This window comes from Roseococcus pinisoli, assembly GCF_018413645.1.
Taxonomy (GTDB): domain Bacteria; phylum Pseudomonadota; class Alphaproteobacteria; order Acetobacterales; family Acetobacteraceae; genus Roseococcus; species Roseococcus pinisoli.
The window spans coordinates 314,840-331,996 of the sequence record NZ_JAHCDA010000003.1 but is presented as its reverse complement, the minus strand read 5'-3'; the positions used below and the strand labels follow the sequence as shown (position 1 = coordinate 331,996).

General features: G+C 68.0%; 13 protein-coding genes. 5 read left to right on the top strand and 8 right to left on the bottom strand.

Features of this window, described 5'->3' with window-relative positions; genetic code table 11:
• Positions 1-7 precede the first annotated feature (7 nt).
• Genes KHU32_RS16590 through cyoA form a run of 7 tightly spaced genes read right to left on the bottom strand, consistent with a single transcriptional unit; the run spans position 8 to position 6,745 of the window.
• Positions 8-544, bottom strand: coding sequence for a response regulator transcription factor (locus KHU32_RS16590; protein WP_213671266.1), 537 nt, complete (start codon positions 542-544; stop codon positions 8-10).
• Positions 541-1,845 carry an ATP-binding protein gene (locus KHU32_RS16585; protein ID WP_213671265.1) on the bottom strand — a complete coding sequence of 435 codons (1,305 nt, stop codon included), beginning with the start codon at positions 1,843-1,845 and terminating at the stop codon, positions 541-543. Before KHU32_RS16585 ends, KHU32_RS16590 begins: the two co-directional genes overlap by 4 nt.
• Entirely contained in the window at positions 1,842-2,579 is a 738-nt protein-coding gene (locus tag KHU32_RS16580; protein ID WP_347265565.1) for an SURF1 family protein, read from the bottom strand. Before KHU32_RS16580 ends, KHU32_RS16585 begins: the two co-directional genes overlap by 4 nt.
• The gene (cyoD, locus tag KHU32_RS16575) at positions 2,576-2,932 is read right to left on the bottom strand and encodes a cytochrome o ubiquinol oxidase subunit IV (protein WP_213671264.1); all 357 of its coding nucleotides are present in this window, start codon (positions 2,930-2,932) and stop codon (positions 2,576-2,578) included. Before cyoD ends, KHU32_RS16580 begins: the two co-directional genes overlap by 4 nt.
• Complete coding sequence (cyoC, locus tag KHU32_RS16570) at positions 2,929-3,558, bottom strand: cytochrome o ubiquinol oxidase subunit III (protein ID WP_456315948.1); 630 nt, start codon at positions 3,556-3,558, stop codon at positions 2,929-2,931. Before cyoC ends, cyoD begins: the two co-directional genes overlap by 4 nt.
• Positions 3,555-5,528, bottom strand: coding sequence for a cytochrome o ubiquinol oxidase subunit I (gene cyoB / locus KHU32_RS16565; RefSeq protein ID WP_456315951.1), 1,974 nt, complete (start codon positions 5,526-5,528; stop codon positions 3,555-3,557). Before cyoB ends, cyoC begins: the two co-directional genes overlap by 4 nt.
• A 44-nt stretch (positions 5,529-5,572) precedes the next feature.
• Positions 5,573-6,745: a ubiquinol oxidase subunit II gene (gene cyoA / locus KHU32_RS16560; RefSeq protein WP_249681259.1), complete on the bottom strand. Its 1,173-nt coding sequence runs from the start codon at positions 6,743-6,745 to the stop codon at positions 5,573-5,575.
• A gap of 145 nt (positions 6,746-6,890) precedes the next feature.
• Between cyoA and KHU32_RS16555 the strand changes: the two genes are divergently transcribed.
• Positions 6,891-8,201, top strand: coding sequence for an MFS transporter (locus tag KHU32_RS16555; protein WP_213671262.1), 1,311 nt, complete (start codon positions 6,891-6,893; stop codon positions 8,199-8,201).
• Between the two features lie 24 nt (positions 8,202-8,225).
• Here the strand turns inward: KHU32_RS16555 and KHU32_RS16550 are convergent, their stop codons facing one another.
• On the bottom strand, positions 8,226-11,804 hold the full coding sequence (locus KHU32_RS16550; protein WP_213671261.1) for an ABC transporter ATP-binding protein/permease: 3,579 nt from the start codon (positions 11,802-11,804) through the stop codon (positions 8,226-8,228).
• Between the two features lie 111 nt (positions 11,805-11,915).
• Here KHU32_RS16550 and KHU32_RS16545 point away from each other — a divergent pair, with 111 nt between their 5' ends.
• From KHU32_RS16545 to KHU32_RS16530, 4 genes are all read left to right on the top strand, one after another.
• Positions 11,916-12,815 (top strand): LysR substrate-binding domain-containing protein, encoded by a 900-nt coding sequence (locus KHU32_RS16545; protein WP_213671260.1) that lies wholly within the window; start codon positions 11,916-11,918, stop codon positions 12,813-12,815.
• Between the two features lie 137 nt (positions 12,816-12,952).
• Positions 12,953-13,204 (top strand): GlsB/YeaQ/YmgE family stress response membrane protein, encoded by a 252-nt coding sequence (locus KHU32_RS16540; protein ID WP_213671259.1) that lies wholly within the window; start codon positions 12,953-12,955, stop codon positions 13,202-13,204.
• A gap of 163 nt (positions 13,205-13,367) precedes the next feature.
• A complete protein-coding gene (locus KHU32_RS16535) occupies positions 13,368-14,294 on the top strand; it encodes a DMT family transporter (RefSeq protein ID WP_249681257.1) in 927 nt (308 codons plus the stop codon).
• A gap of 347 nt (positions 14,295-14,641) precedes the next feature.
• Positions 14,642-16,936 carry a PAS domain-containing protein gene (locus KHU32_RS16530; protein ID WP_213671258.1) on the top strand — a complete coding sequence of 765 codons (2,295 nt, stop codon included), beginning with the start codon at positions 14,642-14,644 and terminating at the stop codon, positions 16,934-16,936.
• Positions 16,937-17,157 lie beyond the last annotated feature (221 nt).

Sequence of the window (17,157 nt, the reverse complement as noted above, 5' to 3'; positions counted from 1 at the left end):
GAAGCAGCTAACGAAGCCGCCGCTTCTCCAGCTTTCGCGCCAGGGTGCGCCGATGCATGCCGAGGCGCCGTGCCGCCTCGGAAATGTTGAAGTCGGTCTCCACCAGCGCCTGGTGGATATGCTCCCACTCCACCGTCTTGATCGAGGACTGCCGGCCATCCACCGGCGCGGTCGGATCGCCCTCATGCCGTTCGAAGGCGGCCTCGATATCGTCGGTGCTCGACGGCTTGGCGAGGTAGTAGGAGGCGCCGAGCTTGATCGCCTCCACCGTCGTTCCGATACTCGCGAAGCCGGTCAGCACGACGATGGACATCGCCGCGTCGGTGGCCCGCAGCGCCTTCACGCAGGCCAGGCCGGAGGTGCCGCCGAGCTTGAGATCCACCACCGCATAGCCGGGCCGGTGCCCTTCCTGCAGCAGCGCCGTCAGCTCCTCATGGCTTGCGGCGGAGAGCACGGCATAGCCCCGCCGCTCGAAGGAGCGCCGGAGCGTCCGGGCAAAGGCGGCGTCGTCCTCGACGATGACCAGGAGCCTTCCTTCGCTCATCGGGCCGGCTCCGCGGCATAGGCGAGCACGTCGAGCGGCAGCATGAGCCGGACCACCGCGCCGCCATCCTCCCGGTTCCGCGCCTCCGCGCCGCCGCCCAGCTTGCGCAGCACATTGACCAGGAGGAAGAGGCCGAGCCCGCCCCCGGAGCGCCCCTTGCTCGAGCTATAGGGCTGCCCGAAGCCATCCAGCATCTGGCGCGAAAAACCAGGGCCGCGATCGGCAATCTCGAGCACCAGCAGATCCTGTTCCCGGCTCGCGGTGATGCCGATCCAGTGGGGCGAGACCTCCAGCGCATTGTCGATGACGTTGCCGATCACCTGCTTGAGCGCGGGGTCCGAGACGATGGTCACGTCGTCGCCGAAGCGATCCGTGTAGTAGATGGTCTGCGGCAGCCGCATCGCCCGCCAATCGTCGACGATACCGTCGAGGAAGCGACGCATGGTCGTCACCACCGGCGCCTCGCCGCGCGCCTCGCCGGCCGACATCAGGATGCCGCCGACGATCGTCTTGCAGCGGGCCACCGCCGCCTGCATGTCCGCGATGTCCGGCCCGAGCTCCGGATCCTCGCCGACCCGTGGCATGCGCTGCCAGTCGCCGAGAATGACCGAGAGCGAGGAGAGCGGCGTGCCCAGCTCATGCGCCGCGCCGGAGGCGAGCAGGCCCATCCGGATGATGTGGTTCTCCTCGGCGGCCTGCTGCCGCGCGCGCGCCAGGGCCGCGTCGCTGTCGCGCAGGTTGCGGCTGATCCGGGTCACGAAGAGCACAAGCAGCACCGCGATCAGCGCGAAGCAGATCAGGCTGCCCTGCAGATAGAGGCCGAGCGGGTCGGCCAGATGGTGCTCCCGCAGGTCGAGCGGCACGGGATCCAAGGTCAGCAGCGCGAGCGCAACGCCCGCCGCGCCGACCAGGGCCCAGCTCGAGGCGGGGCGGAGCAGCATGGCGCCGATCACCACCTGGAGCAGGAAGAGCGAGGTGAAGGGATTGGCGAGGCCGCCCGTCTGGTGAAGCTGCCAGGCGAGCGCCGCGATATCGACCAGCAGTTCGGCCGTCAGCTCGCCATTGCTGACGCCGGTCCGACGGCGCATCAGCAGCAGGCTGAGCAGGTTGATGGCCACCAGCAGCATCGGCACCGGCAGGAGCGAGGCGAGCGGCAGCCGGATCCCCATGAGCCAGTGAACGACGGCGATGGTGACGAGCTGCCCGCCCACCGCGATCCAGCGCAGCTGGATCAGGAGGCGCATGTTCCGCCGGCCGGCTTCCGCCTCCGGCAGACCGATGCCGCGTGTCCCGCCGCTCATTCCGCCCCCGGGGCCGCCGGAGCTCCGGCCCGGCCGCGGAACAGGACCATGAAGGCCGCCCAGGCGGAGAGAAGCGCCAGGCCGAACCAGGTCAGTGCATAGACCAGGTGGTTGTCGGCGAAGCGCACGACCGTCAGCCCTCCCACCGGGTAGCGTCCCGGCTCCGGCGCGGCTTCCGCGTCGACGAAGAAGGGCGCCGTCTCGCCGAGGCCGCGCCGGCTCGCGATGGCCGCCACGTCGCGCGAATACCAGCGGTCATTCGCCGGATCGTTGGTGCGGAGGAAGCCGCCCCCGGGCTCGCTCAGGCGCAGCAGTCCGACCACCCGGACGGGGCCGTCGTCGCCCCCCTCCCCGCGCGTCGCCGGGGCGCGCCGCTCCGGCGGGACGAAGCCCCGGTTGACCAGGACCGTGCCGTCAGCCGTCTGAAGAGGAGTCATGACCCAATAGCCGCCTCCCAGCGCCGTGGTCGCCTGCACGAAGGTCTCGCGGTCCGGCAGGAACCGCCCCTCGACGACAACGCGCCGATAGGCGTCCTGCGCGGAGAGGCCGGGCCACTCCGCCCGTCCCGGCGGGGGGACCGGGGCGGCGTGAATCCTGGCCTCGACCTGTGCGATGAGCTCGTGCTTCCACTCGCGGCGATGAAGCTGCCACAGGCCGAGGCCAATGAGCAAAGTCATCATCGCCAAGGCGCCCCCGCCGGCCAGGGCCGGAACGAGGGCGCGGCGGAGATTCACGGAACGCCGCCCAGCGCGTGCGGCATCGGCATCATGTTCGTGTTGAGGTGGTACATCACCCAGAGCGAGCCCGTCATGGTGATCGCGACGACGATAAGGGTGAAGACGAGCGCGATCATGGTCCAGCCGCCTTCGGAGCGGCCATTCATATGGAGGAAGTACACCATATGGACGAGGATCTGCGCCACCGCGAAGCCCATGATGAGCACGCCTGTAAGGCCCGCCGACAGCGGGCGCTCCATGACGAGCCAGAAAGGGATCGCCGTCAGCACCACGGAAAGGCTGAAGCCGATCACATAGTCCCGCAGCGAGCCGTGGGGAGTGCCCTCCGCGTGATGCGCGTCGTGGCTCATCGCAGGACTCCCATCAGGTAGACGAAGGTGAAGACGCCGATCCAGATGACGTCCAGGAAGTGCCAGAAGAGGCTGAGGCACATCAGGCGCCGCTGGTTCGCCGGGATCAGGCCGCGCCGCCCCACCTGCACGATGAGGGTCACGATCCAGATGAGGCCGAAGGTCACGTGCAGCCCATGCGTGCCGACCAGCGTGAAGAACGCCGAGAGGAAGGCGCTGCGCTGCGGCGTGGCGCCGATATGGATCAGATGCGCGAATTCGTAGAGCTCGATGCTCAGGAAGGCCAGGCCGAAGACGGCCGTGACCGCGAGCCAGGCCCGCGTCGCGCCCGGGCGGCCCGCCTGCATCGACAGCATGGCGAAGCCGTAGGTGATGGAGGAGAAGAGCAGCATCGCCGTGTTGAGCGCGACCAGCGGCAGTTCGAACAGATCGGCCGGCGAAGGCCCGGCCGCGTAGTTGCCGCCCAGCACCGCGAAGCAGGCGAAGAGGATCGCGAAGATGAGGCAGTCGCTCATCAGGTAGATCCAGAAGCCCAGCATGGTGCTGCCGCCTTCCGGATGGTCGTGCTCCTCCGTGTCGTAGAACCGCACGGGGGAGGCCTGCGTGGCCATGGCGTTGGTCATCATTCGGCTGCCACCAGGGCTGGCGCCCTTTCGCTTTCGGTCGCGGCCACGGTTGCAGCCGGGATGTGGAAATCACGATTGTAGTTGAAGGTATGGGTGATGGCGGTCACCAGGATGGCCAGGAAGCTCAGCGCCGCGAGCCACCAGATGTGCCAGACCAGGGCAAAGCCGCAGACCAGGCTGATCGCCGACAGCACCACGCCCGTCCCGGTATTCTTCGGCATGTGGATCGGCCGGAAGCCGGCGACGGGCCGCTCATGGCCGCGCCGCTTCATGTCATGCCAGGCGTCCAGATCATGGATGATCGGGGTGAAGGCGAAGTTGTACTCCGGCGGCGGCGAGGAGGTGGACCATTCCAGCGTCCGCCCGTTCCAGGGGTCGCCATCCACGTCGCGCAGCGCCTCGCGCCGCATGAAGCTGACGACGAACTGGATCAGCATCGCGGCGATGCCGATGGCGATGACCACGGCGCCGACGCCGGCTACGACGAACCAGATCTGCAGCGAGGGGTCGTCGAAGACGCGCATGCGGCGCGTCACGCCCATCAGGCCGAGGATGTAGAGCGGCATGAAGGCCATCCAGAAGCCCACCACCCAGCACCAGAAGGAGACCTTCCCCCAGAAGACGTCCAGCTTGAAGCCGAAGGCCTTGGGGAACCAGTAGTTGATCGCCGCGAAGAGGCCGAAGAGCACGCCGCCGATGATGACGTTGTGGAAATGCGCGATCAGGAAGAGCGAGTTGTGCAACACGAAGTCCGCCGGCGGCACGGCGAGCAGCACGCCGGTCATGCCGCCGACGACGAAGGTGAGCATGAAGGCGACGGTCCACATCATCGGCAGCTCGAACCGGATGCGGCCGCGATACATGGTGAAGAGCCAGTTGAAGAGCTTCGCGCCCGTCGGGATGGAGATCACCATGGTGGTGATGCCGAAGAAGCTGTTGACGCTGGCGCCCGATCCCATCGTGAAGAAGTGATGCAGCCAGACCAGGTAGGAGAGGATGGTGATCACCACCGTGGCGTAGACCATGGAGGTGTAGCCAAAGAGCCGCTTGCCCGAAAAGGTCGAGGTGACTTCCGAGAAGACGCCGAAGAGCGGCAGGATGAGGATGTAGACTTCCGGGTGGCCCCAGATCCAGATGAGGTTCACGTACATCATCGGGTTGCCACCGAAGTCGTTCGTGAAGAAGTTCGTGCCGACGTAGCGGTCCAGGCTGAGCAGCGTCAGCACCGCGGTCAGCACCGGGAAGGAGGCGACGATCAGGACGTTCGTGCAGAGCGAGGTCCAGGTGAAGACCGGCATCCGCATCATCGTCATGCCCGGCGCCCGCAGCTTCACGATGGTGACGATGAGGTTGATGCCCGATAGCGTCGTCCCCACGCCGGCGATCTGCAGCGCCCAGATATAGTAGTCCACGCCGACATCCGGGCTGTAGGCGAGGCCCGAGAGCGGCGGATAGGCCAGCCAGCCGGTCCGGGCGAACTCACCGACGAAGAGCGACATCATCACCAACACGGCGCCGGCCGTGGTCATCCAGAAGCTGAAGTTGTTCAGGAAGGGGAAGGACACGTCGCGCGCGCCGATCTGCAGCGGCACGACGTAGTTCATGATCCCGGTGACCAGCGGCATCGCCACGAAGAAGATCATGATCACGCCATGGGCGGTGAAGATCTGGTCGTAGTGATGGGCGTTGAGGTAACCCTCGGACCCGTTGAAGGCCAGGGCCTGCTGCAGCCGCATCATGATGGCGTCGGCGAAGCCGCGCAGCAGCATCACCAGGCCGAGCACCATGTACATGATGCCGATCTTCTTGTGGTCGACGCTGGTGAACCACTCCTTCCAGAGATAGCCCCAGAGGCGGAACCAGGTGAGCAGCGCGAGCAGCGCGACGCCGCCCAGCGCCACGGCCGCGAAGGTCGTGACGAGGATCGGCTCGTGCAGCGGAAGGGCATCGAGCGAGAGCCTCCCGAAGATCGGGCTCACGACGGCGGAGGGAGCGGACATGGCGATCTCGGCGCTCAGGATTCAGGGATTGCCGGCGGGCGGCTCGCCGCCAGCGGCAGAAGGCGGGAGGAGAGCGGCCGCAGCAGCCCGGCCCCGGCCAGCGGCGCGGGATTGACGGGCTCCCGCCAGGGCCGCTCGGCCGAGGGGCCGGGGAGCGTACAGATGGAGCTCACGACGGTCCGCTCCGGGAACAGGGCGCGCCCGCGGCCCGCGCCACGGTCATAGGCGAGGCGCTGGACGTTCCCGATCCCCGCCACGCCCAGGCCGCCCTGCGCATCGATGGACATCATGTCGTGCATGCACATCTTCCCGGGCTCGACGCACATGTTCACGATGGCGTCGAAGAGGTCCGCATCCACTCGGGAGAAGTGGCGCGCGGGCACGTTCTCGCTCGGCCGTTCCAGCGCGAGGTAGCCGGGACGGTCCAGCGCCTGGGCGCTGCCGCGGACCTCGGACACCCAGCCCTGGAAGTCCTCGGCCGAGAGGCCCCGGAAGCGGAAGCGCATGCCGGAGAAGCCCGCGCCGCTGTAGTTGGCCGAGAGGCCGCGATAGTCGCCCGGCTGATCGATCACGGCGTGCAGCTTCGTCTCCATGCCAGGCATGGCGTAGATCTGGCCCGCCAGCGCGGGGATGTAGAAGGAGTTCATCACCGAGGAGGCGGAGATCCGGAAGCGGATCTCCCGGCCCACCGGCGCCGCCAGGTCGTTCACCGTCGCGATCCCGTATTCCGGCAGGATGAACAGCCACTTCCAATCGAGCGCGACGACATTCACCTCGAGCGGCCGCTCGGCCTCCGCCACCGTCCGCTCCACCGCCCCGCGCGCCAGCGGGCGGAAGGGATCGAGCAGGTGCGTGGCGGCCCAGGTCAGCGCGCCCAGGCAGATGATGATGATCAGCGGCGCCGCCCAGATCACCAGCTCAAGCCCGGTGGAATGGGACCATTCCGGCTCGTAGGCCGCTTCCTTGTTGGCGGCCCGGTACCGCCAGGCGAAGAAGATCGTGAGCGCCATCACCGGCACGATGATGATCAGCATCAGCGCGGTGGAGATCATCACCAGGTCGCTCTGGCGCCGCGCCACCTCGCCCGAGGGGGACAGGACCACGAGGTTGCAGCCGCCGAGCAGCGCCGGCAGGGCCAGGAGGGCGGACAGGCGCAAGGCCCGGCCCATGCGGTGAAGCGGGATCATGGGTTCGCCATAATCCTGGGCCGCCGCGCGAGACATAGGACATTTTGTCCAATCCCCTCCGGCCGCGCTGGCGGTCAAGTTGCCGATCCGCGGCGGGACGCCCCTGCCCTCGATGAAACGGCTGCGCGCCGGAGAGCCCGACCTGATGAGCATACAGCCAGTAGCCGCCCAGCCGGCGGAGCACGACGCGCATGAACACCGCATCGCCCCGGGCGAGATCGCGATCGGCGTGGTGATCGGCCGGACGTCGGAGTTCTTCGACTTCTTCGTCTACGCCATCGCCTCGATCCTGGTCTTCCCGAAGGTCGTCTTCCCCTATGTCGATCCGCTGACCGGCACGCTCTACTCCTTCGGGATCTTCGCGCTGGCCTTCCTGGCGCGGCCGGTCGGCACGCTGATCTTCATGGGCGTGGACCGCGCCTATGGCCGCGGTCCCAAGCTTACCGCCGCGCTGTTCCTGCTGGGCGGGTCGACCGCCGCCATCGCCTTCCTGCCCGGCTACGAGACGATCGGCCACGCCTCCGCCCTGCTGCTGGCGCTGTTCCGCATGGGCCAGGGCGTCGCGCTGGGCGGGTCCTGGGACGGGCTCGCCTCGCTGCTGGCGCTGAACGCGCCGGAGCGTCGCCGCGGCTGGTACGCGATGATCCCCCAGCTCGGCGCGCCGATGGGGCTGATCGTGGCCAGCCTGCTCTTCGCCTATTTCACGACGATCCTCTCGGCGGCGGATTTCCTCGACTGGGGCTGGCGCTATCCCTTCTTCGTGGCCTTCGCCATCAACGTGGTGGCGCTCTTCGCGCGGTTGCGCATCGTCGTGACACCGGAATACGCCCGGCTGTTCGAGCACCGCGCGCTGGAGCCCGCCCCGATCTCCGAGACGCTGCGTTCGGAGTGGCGCATCATCGCGGCCGGCGCCTTCGCGCCACTGGCCAGCTTCGCCATGTTCCACATGGTCACGGTCTTCCCCCTCTCCTGGGTCTTCCTCTTCACGACCGAGGGCCCCTCGCGCTTCCTGGTCATCGAGACCATCGCTGCCGCCCTCGGCACCGCCGCGATCGTGGCCTCGGGATTGATCGCCGATCGCGTGGGCCGGCGGACGCTGCTGGGCTTCTCCGCCGCCGCCATCGCCGTCTTCAGCGGCTTCGCACCGCAGTTGCTGGATGCGGGCGAGACCGGCGAGGTGGTGTTCATGATGCTCGGCTTCGTGCTGCTCGGCCTGTCCTTCGGGCAGTCTTCCGGCGCGCTGTCCTCGAGCTTCTCGCTGCGCCATCGCTACACGGGGTCCGCCCTCACGGCGGACCTCGCCTGGCTCTTCGGCGCCGGCTTCGCGCCGCTGGCCGCGCTGCTGCTGTCCAGCCATTTCGGGCTGCTCTCGGCCGGCGCCTACCTGCTGTCGGGCGCCGTCTGCACGCTGGTGGCGCTGTGGCTCAACCGCGAGCTCGCGCGCACGATTGAATAGCCGGTTGGCGCGGGGCCTGCGGCGCTACTGCGCCGCCTGCTCCGTCGCCTCCATCTGCCGCGATACCAACCGGAAATAGACCGCCTGGCGCGAGAGCAGCTCGCCATGGCTCCCCGCCTCCACCAGACGCCCCGCCTGCATCACGAGGATGATGTCGGCGTTGCGGATGGTCGACAGGCGATGGGCGATGACCAGCACCGTGCGGTCCCGCATCAGCGTGTCCAGCGCCTTGCGGACCTGGGCTTCGCTGATGGCGTCGAGGTGCGAGGTCGCCTCGTCCAGGATCAGCACCGGCGCGTCCTTGAGGAAGGCCCTGGCGATGGCGATCCGCTGGCGCTGACCGCCCGAGAGCTGCACGCCCCGCTCGCCGACCGGCGTCGCCAGGCCCTGCGGCAGGGCGGCCACGAAGTCGCGCAGCGCCGTGCGCTCGATGGCCTGTGCGAGCTCCGCCGCGCTGGCCTCGGGCCGGGCCAGGCGGATATTCGCCTCCAGCGTGTCGTTGAACAGATAGGTATCCTGCGCGACCAGAGCGACGTGGCGGCGCAGCCCGTCCAGGGTCAGGTCGCGCAGGTCGACGCCGTCCAGCAGCACGCGACCGGCCTGCGGGTCCCAGAAGCGCAGCAGAAGGCTGGCGACGGTCGACTTGCCGGCGCCCGAAGGCCCGACCAACGCCGCGGTGCGCCCGGCGGGGATCGCCAGGTCCAGTCCCGACAGCGCCGGGCGGGCGCGGTTGGGGTAGGTGAAGTCGACGCCCTCGAAGCCGACCGTCGAGCCACCCACCGGCGCCAGGGGTTCCAGATGGCCATCGGTGGTGGCCGGCTGCTCGCGCTCGACCACCCGCAGGCGGCGCGTCGAGGCGATCGTATCGGCAAGCTGCCGCCCCACCTGGGCGATTTCCGAGACGGGCAGGAAGGCCGCGATGGCCAGCAGGATCAGCACCGGCAGCAGCCCCGCCTCCAGGCTCCCCTGGGCAACCAGCACGGCGCCGCCGGCCGCGACCGCGAGCCCGCCCAGGCCGGTCGCGACGTCGAGCGCCGCGGTGGCCCGGCTCTGGTCGTGCTGCAGGGCGAGCCGGCGCTGCTGATAGGCCGCGATCCGGGCGAGGAAGGCCTCGCGCCGACGCCCCACCGCCTGGAAGGCCAGCAGGTCGCCCAGGCCCTGGATGGTCTCGGTGACATGCGCCCCGATCTCGCCCAGCGCACCCCGCGCCTCGGCGCCCAGCCGGTCGATGCGGGCGCGTCCACGCAGGGGCGACAGACCGGCAAAGACCAGGAAGGGCAGCAGCGCGAGGGCGAGCGGCCAGGCGGCGACCGCCAGCACCACCAGCACCGTCGCCGGCACGAGCAGCGCGACCACGGCGGGCGCCACCGTATGGGCGTAGAAATACTCGACCGTCTCCACATCCGTCGTGGCCAGCGAGACGAGGTCGCCTGCGCGGCGCCGCATCAGATAGGCCGGCCCCAGCCTGTCGAGCCGCGCAAAGAGGTCGATGCGCATCTCGGCGAGGAGGCGATAGGCCATGTCGTGCGCCAGCCAGGATTCCAGCCAGTGCAGCCCGCCGGCGACCGGGGCCGCGATCAGCAGCGCGATGGCGAGGCCCATCGTCGGCTGCCCCTCCCGCAGGGCCGCGATCAGCAGCGCGCCGAGCACGCCGACGCCGATGAAGGCGATGACGCGGCCGATGCCGAAGGCCACCACCGCCGCCAGCATCCGCCGCCAGGGGAGGATGTAGCGGACCAGGCTGGAGAGGGTCTCGCGCCAGCCGATGGCCGCGGCCTCGGCCGCCAGCTCGATGGGCACGGGCCCGCCGGCCTCCTCCTCCGTCGCCGCTTCCAGCCGGTCGGCGGCCGGGGCGGCGGGATGCGGCGCGACGGTGCCGCGCTCGGCATCCTGGGCGCCCATCAGCTGGCGATAGATCCCGTTCTGGCCCATCAGCTCCGAATGGGTGCCGGATTCCGCCACCCGGCCGCGATCCAGCACCAGGATGCGGTCCGCGCCGATCACGCTGGAAAGGCGATGGGCCAGGATCAGCGTGGTGCGGCCCTGCATGAGCCGGTCCAGCGCCTGCTGGATGAGGGCCTCGTTCTCGGCATCCACCGCCGAAAGCGCCTCGTCGAGGATGAGGATCGGCGCATCGCGCAGCAGGGCCCGGGCGATGGCGAGGCGCTGGCGCTGACCGCCGGAGAGCCGCGCGCCGCGCTCGCCGATCATCGCCTCGTAGCCGCCCGGCAGTGCGCGGATGAAATCATGGGCATGGGCAGCGCGGCAGGCGGCCTCGAGCTCCTCCTGCGTCGCCGCCGGCCGGCCCAGCCTCAGGTTCTCCGCGATCGTCCCATGGAAGAGCGTCGCATCCTGGGCCACGATCGCCACATGGGCCGCGATGCTGGCGGGGTCGATGCCACGCAGGTCCTGGCCCGCGATCCGGATCGTGCCGCCCTGGGCGTCGTGCTGCCGCAGCAGCAGCCGCAGGATCGAGGATTTCCCCGCCCCGCTGGGCCCGACGATGCCGATGCACTCGCCGCCCTGGATGCTGAAGGCCAGGCCGTCATGCGCCGGCTGCCGGCCGCCTGGATAGGCGAAGCGGATGCCGTCGAACTCGATGGAAGGTGCATGGTCCTTCAGGACGAGCGCCGCGCCGCCCGGCGTCACCTCCGGCTGCGCGTCCAGCAGGGCATGCACGCCGGACGCCGCCGACTGCCCGATCATCCCCTGGTGCAGCACCGAGCGGAGGTCACGCAGCGGCCGGAAGATCTCGGTGCCGGCCATCAGCACCACCAGCAGCGCCTCCAGGCTCATCTCGCCCGTGCTGACCCGGTGGGCGCCCAGGATCAGGGCGATCGCGGCGCCCAGCGCCATGCCCGTATCGGTGATGCCGCGCGTCAGGACCGAGAGGCCCAGCACCTTGAAGGTGGTGCGGTACAGGGCGCGCGCCTTCTCGGCGAGGCGGGCGCCGTAGCTGGCGCTCTGGCCAAAGGCCTGCAAGGTCGGCAGGCCCTGCACCGCATCGAGGAATTCGGAGCCGAAGGCCTTGAACTCGCGCTGCCGGGCCAGGGCCGCCCGCTTGTCCCAGCTGTGCACGAGCGCCGGCAGGACCAGCGTCGCCAGCGCGGCGACGAGCAGCACCAGCGCCACCGGCACATCCCACCAGCCGATGAAAAGGAAGATCGCCAGCGGAGCCACCGCCGCGATCGCCAGCTGCGGCAGGTACTGGCCGAAGAAGGTCTGCAGCTGCTCGACGCCATCGACCATGGAGAGCATGACGCCACCGGTGCGCTCACCAGCGAACCAGGCCGGCCCGAGGGCCGCGATCCGGTCGAACAGCGCCGCGCGCAGCTTGGTCTGCACCTGCGCCGCGGTGTGGTGGGCCATGCCCAGCCGCACCCGGTCGAGAAGGCCCCGCAGCAGCACGGCGACGACCGCCCCGGTCAGCGGCCAGGCGGCCCCCGCCAGCCCTTCGCCCTCGAAGACCCGGGCCAGCGCGATGCCCAGGAAGGCGAAGCGGGCAATGCCCGCCGCCAGCGCCGCCAGGCCCAGCAGAACCCCGGCGAGCATACCCAGACGCAGGCCCTCGGTCAGGCGCCAGAGGCGAAGGTCAAAATACATCTCAGGACTCCGGTGGGGGCCGGCGTATCTCCGGCCCGCGGAAGATCGTCCCGGTCGAAGGCCGCGGCAAACGCAAGATTTTCATCAGCTGTTGAGCTATATTGAACGGCGATGATCGCCCTTCCCTCCCTGCCGGCCCTTCGCGCTTTCGCCATGGTGGCTCGCGAAAGCAGCTTCGTGCGCGCCGCCGCGCAACTGAACGTCACCACCAGCGCCGTCAGCCATCAGATCCGGCAACTGGAGGAGCAGCTGGGCACGCCCCTGCTCGTCCGCGCCCGCAACGGCTCCGGCCATAGCCGCACGGTCCCGACCGCCGCCGGGCAGGAGCTGCTGATCGCGGTGGAGGACACCCTGGCCCACCTCGCGGAGGCCTGCGGCTCGATCCGGGAACGGGCGGCGCAGCGGCGCTCCAGCCTCGTCGTCTCGGCCAACGGCTCCTTCGCCTCGCTGTGGCTCGCACCGCGGCTGGCCGCCTTCGCCGCGCTGCATCCCTCGGTCTCCTGGCACATGCGCGCCGTGGAAGTGGAGGCGCTCGACATGGCGGAACATGGCATTCACCTGGCCATCCTCCGGGCCCGCCCGGACGCCATCGTGCCCCCGGACCAGCTGCTCTTCGAAGAGACCGTGTTTCCGGTCTGCAGCCCGCATCTGGGCTTCGCCGGGGATCCGGACGCGCTGCTGCGGCAGAACCTGCTCGAGGAAGAGCATCACAAGCTCAGCCCGGAGAAGGGCTGGAAGACGTGGCTGGCGCTGCTCGGGCAACCCACCGCCGGGGCGCGCATCGTGCGCTTCAGCAGCTTCAACCAGGTGATCGGCGCCGCCGTCGCCGGGGCCGGGATCGCCCTGGGCCGCTCTCCGATGGTGGAGGCCGAGCTGGCCGCCGGGCGGCTCGTGCGCCTCTTCGCCCCGTTGGCCCTGCCCTGCGCCATGGCCTTCACGCTCCGGGTCAACCCGGAGGTTCGCCGGGACCCGCATGTGACACAGCTGCGTGACTTTCTGCTGAGCGGCTGAGGCCGCTCAGCCACTGGTCGCCACGGCTGGAGGCCGCTGATCCCCATGGGCTCCGCGCCAGGCGAAGTTTTTATGCCGGATGCGACAAACTTAATGCCACACTGTGCCTTGTAGGATTCTCTAACCGGAGACTTTCTATGGAAGACGCACGCGTCGGCTGGATTGCAGCCATCATCATCGGCGGCCTGGCGGGCTGGATCGCCTCCAACTTCATGAAAAGCGACACGGGGATATTCGCCAATATCCTCCTCGGCATCATCGGCGCGGCCGTCGCCAGTTTCATCTTCGGCTTTCTTGGTGTTTCGTTCGGCGGCTGGCTCGGCTACCTCGTGGCCGGCTTTGTCGGCGCCTGCATCCTGATCGGTCTCGCCAGAGCGATCAGGCGCTAAGCAACAGGGGCTCCGCTGCGCCCGTAGCGGGGCCCTTTCTCTCCTGAGCTCCTCGGGCTGCTGGCATGCCGCTTCGCGGGCTTTCCAGCGGAATACCCTGTCGATATCCCTGCGCCGCGCTGCCCATTCCGGGCGAAGAGCGCTGCGAAGGGTGCTGTTCGTCTTGTCCGCTCTACTGCGTCTGATCGCCCTGCCAACGGGCCCCATGGGCGGCATCATGATGATGCTCGTCGGCGTCCTGCTCTTCGCCGTCAACGACACGCTCGGGAAATGGTTGGTGGGCGGCTACACGGTCGGGCAATTGCTCCTGGTGCGCAGCATCGCGGGCTTGGCGGCCATGGCGCCGGCTATCCACCAGGCGGGGCCCTATGCCTTTCTCAAGGCGCCTCGCCCCGGCCTCCAGTTGCTGCGCGTGGTCTTCTCCACCCTGGAATCATCCCTCTTCTTCTGGGCCCTCACGCAGCTGCCCCTGGCGGAGGTCATGACCTACTACATGGCCGGCCCCATCTACGTGACGGCGCTCTCTCCCTTCCTGTTGAAGGAGCGCGTGGGCTGGCGCCGCTGGACGGCCGTGGCGGTGGGCTTCGGCGGCGTGGTGCTGGCGCTGCACCCCTCGCCCGACTCCCTCTCCATCGGCGCGCTCTGCGCCCTGGCCGGCAGCTTCAGCTATGCCTGCTTCCTGATCGCCACGCGCAAGCTGGCCGGCACGCCGGGGACCGTCCTGATGACGGCGCAGCTCGTGGCGGCGCTGACCTTCGGTGGCACCCTGGTGCTGGTGCAGGGCTGGACGCCCCCGGGCGTGCTGGACCTGATCCTCATGGCCTTTCTCGGCATCGGCTCGCTGGGCGGCAATCTCTGCGTGAACCAGTCGTTGAGGATGGCCCCGGCCTCCGTGGTCGTGCCCTATCAGTACACGCTGATCCTCTGGGGCATGATCTTCGGCTACGTCTTCTTCGACGAGCTGATCAAGCCGCTGACCCTGGCGGGAGCCGCCATCATCATCGGCGCGGGTCTCTTCATCTTCCTGCGGGAACAGCAACTGCGCCGCGAACGCTCCCGGGAGGATGCTGGGCAACCGTCGTCGACATAGACCCGCACGAGGTAAGCCGAGCCGCTCCACGCGGGCCGCCGACGATGGAGACGAAGGAGCACCCGGCGCTGATGACAACTGTCGGACGGGTGGCCACCCCGGCTCGCGCCGCGGAAACCATTCAGCTCTGCAATCGTGTTAAAATCTTTCATCGCCGCGGCCGCCGGGCCAGTCCGATAAACGGTCGCTCCTGAAGATTCAAAAGGATGCCGCCCGCTCTTATAATCAACAATCAGAAAAAATATTTCCAGAAACGCAATTTTGATTTCTCTGCCGCATAAATAGAAAAAGATCGCCCCAAGGGTCTGATGTGTTAATTTGCGCCAGTTTTATGCGGGGAGACTTAGATGAACTCCGTAGAAGGCGCTGCATGGGGCAGAAATGCCAAGCACGTCTTGCGCCTGCCCTCGGCTTCGATTTCGCCCGCCCTCATCATCGGTGTCATCAGCTTCACAGCCTGCGCGCTCGGTATCGTGACGAGGCCGAGCGCGCATCTGGCGATGATATGGCCGGCCAATGCGGTCGTGCTCGGCTTGCTTGTTCGCCTGCCCGATACACGCCGCACATCGGTTTGGCTGGCAGCCGCGGCGGCCTATATGGCGGCCGACCTGATCGCCGGCACCGATCTCTTAAAAGCCCTTCTGCTCAATGCAGCGAACCTCTGCGGCATTGGGGCTGCCTATCTCGTCTATCAGTATCTTCCGGAGAATGCCCTGCGGATGCGCGAGCCGGTTTCCGCGCTGTACCTCGTCCTTGTCTCGGCGGTGGCGGCAGCCGTGACGGGGCTCGCGGGCGCTCTCGCGGATCCTTTCCTGCTGAGGCTCGGAGCCGTCAATGCAGGGACGTTCTGGTTCGTCACGGAACTCGTCAACTACATCGCCTTGCTGCCCGTGATCCTATCTGCACCGCTCCCTCAAAGTTTGATCCCGGATCTCCGATCATGGAGCTTGGCGCTGTGCACGCGGAAGGCCGTTCCGGTCCTGGCGCTGGCGGCGTCCGGCGCCTTCGCGATGATGGTCGGAGGACCAGGCGCCATCGCCTTCGCAGTGCCGGCGCTGCTTTGGTGCAGCCTGGCCTATTCCGTTTTCGTCGTCTCCCTTCTCGCCTTCGTGTTCAACTGCTGGTCGCTGATCTTCATGTGCGCCGCCTACCTTCCGGATGTCGCGGGCGCCCATGCCGACCATGCCATGGTCTCCATGAGATTGGCGGTCTTCATGATCGCGATGGCACCGATCACCCTGTCGATCGTGATGCGCAGCCGGGAGGAGCTGGCCAGTAAGCTCTCGCTTGCCCGGCAGCGTGCCGATCTGGCGCTGGATGCAGGCGGGATCGTCGCCACGTGGGAGCTGGACCTGACGGACAGCGACATCACGGGCGAAGGCAAATTCCCGCAACTGTTTGATGTCGGGAAGGGCCGCGGCCTTCTCCATGGCAAACTCGCCAAGCTCATTCACCCCGACGATCGGGAACGCGTCTACGGCGCCCTCGGCGCCGCGATAGCGACCGGCTCTGACTATCGCTGCCAATACAGGGTAACGACGCCGGCAGGTGAGATCCGACGGTTCGCCGCTTTCGGGAAGCCGATGCGCGACAAGAATGGCGCGGCGTCATGCCTGGCGGGGATCCTCGTCGATATCACCGAGCAAACCGAAGCTGTCGAAGCGCTTGAACAAAGCAACAGGCGCTTCAACATCGTGAGCGAGTCCATTCCGGAGATTGTCTGGAGCACGGACGCCCAAGGGCAGCACGACTATTTCAACTGCCGCTGGACCGAGTTCACCGGCATCGCCACCGAAGACATCTTACCCGAAACCTGGAAGGAGCTGGTTCATCCCGACGACAAACCCAGGGTCGATGAAACCTGGAAAACCTGCCTCGCAACGGGAGAGACCTACTCGATCGACTATCGCTTCCGATATCGCGACGGCAGCTATCGCTGGCTCAAGGTGCTCGCCAAGCCGCTGCGAAATCCGGAGGGCGCGATCACGCGCTGGTACGGCACCTCCACGGATATCGACGACGCGAAGCACCTCGAGGCCGAGCGCGAGATCGTGGCGCGTGAACTGGACCATCGGATCGGCAACCTCTTCGCCCTCGTGAACGCCCTGGTCCGCCTCACCGCCTACGAAGCCTCGGACGTGGCTGCCGTGACGGAGGCTCTTCAGGGCCGTTTGAAGGCGCTCCACGATGCGCACCGCCTCATCCGCCGGAACCAGGACAGGGCTTCCACCACCACGACGGAACTGCTGCGGCGTCTTCTCGCTCCCTACGATACGGGCGGGGACCGCATCACGATCACCGGCGACGATCTGCCGGTCGATTCAACGGCCCTCACCCCGATCGCGCTGATCTTCCACGAACTGGCGACGAATGCCGTCAAGTACGGCGCGCTCAGCGATGGCGAAGGCCGGCTTCGAATCGAGCTCAGCCACGTCGATGATCGCTGCCGGATTCGCTGGCTAGAGGTTGTCGCGTCACAACCGTCGAGCCACCAGGGCGCCGGGCTTGGCTCCCAACTGTTCGACGCCATCGTCGAAGGGCAGCTTCAGGGTAAGGCGACACGGTCAGCGTCGCCGGAGGGCCTGACCATTGAGATCGACCTGCCCGTCTCGTCGTTGAACAGCGCCGCCGGGACGCATTGAGGAGGCACGGCTCTTACGTCGGCCTCCGGGCGCTCGAAACGGGCCACAGCCGCTGCGGCGCCTATGCCCAGAGTGTTCACCCGCGCTGCCCACGGCAGATTCGGATCAAACCAGGCAGGCGATTTGGAGAAGCACCGCGGCCTCCGCCTTATCTGCGGATCCCGTGACTGGATGATGAAGCTAGATCAGGAGTGCCCGACAAAGGCATGGCGCTTCGAACT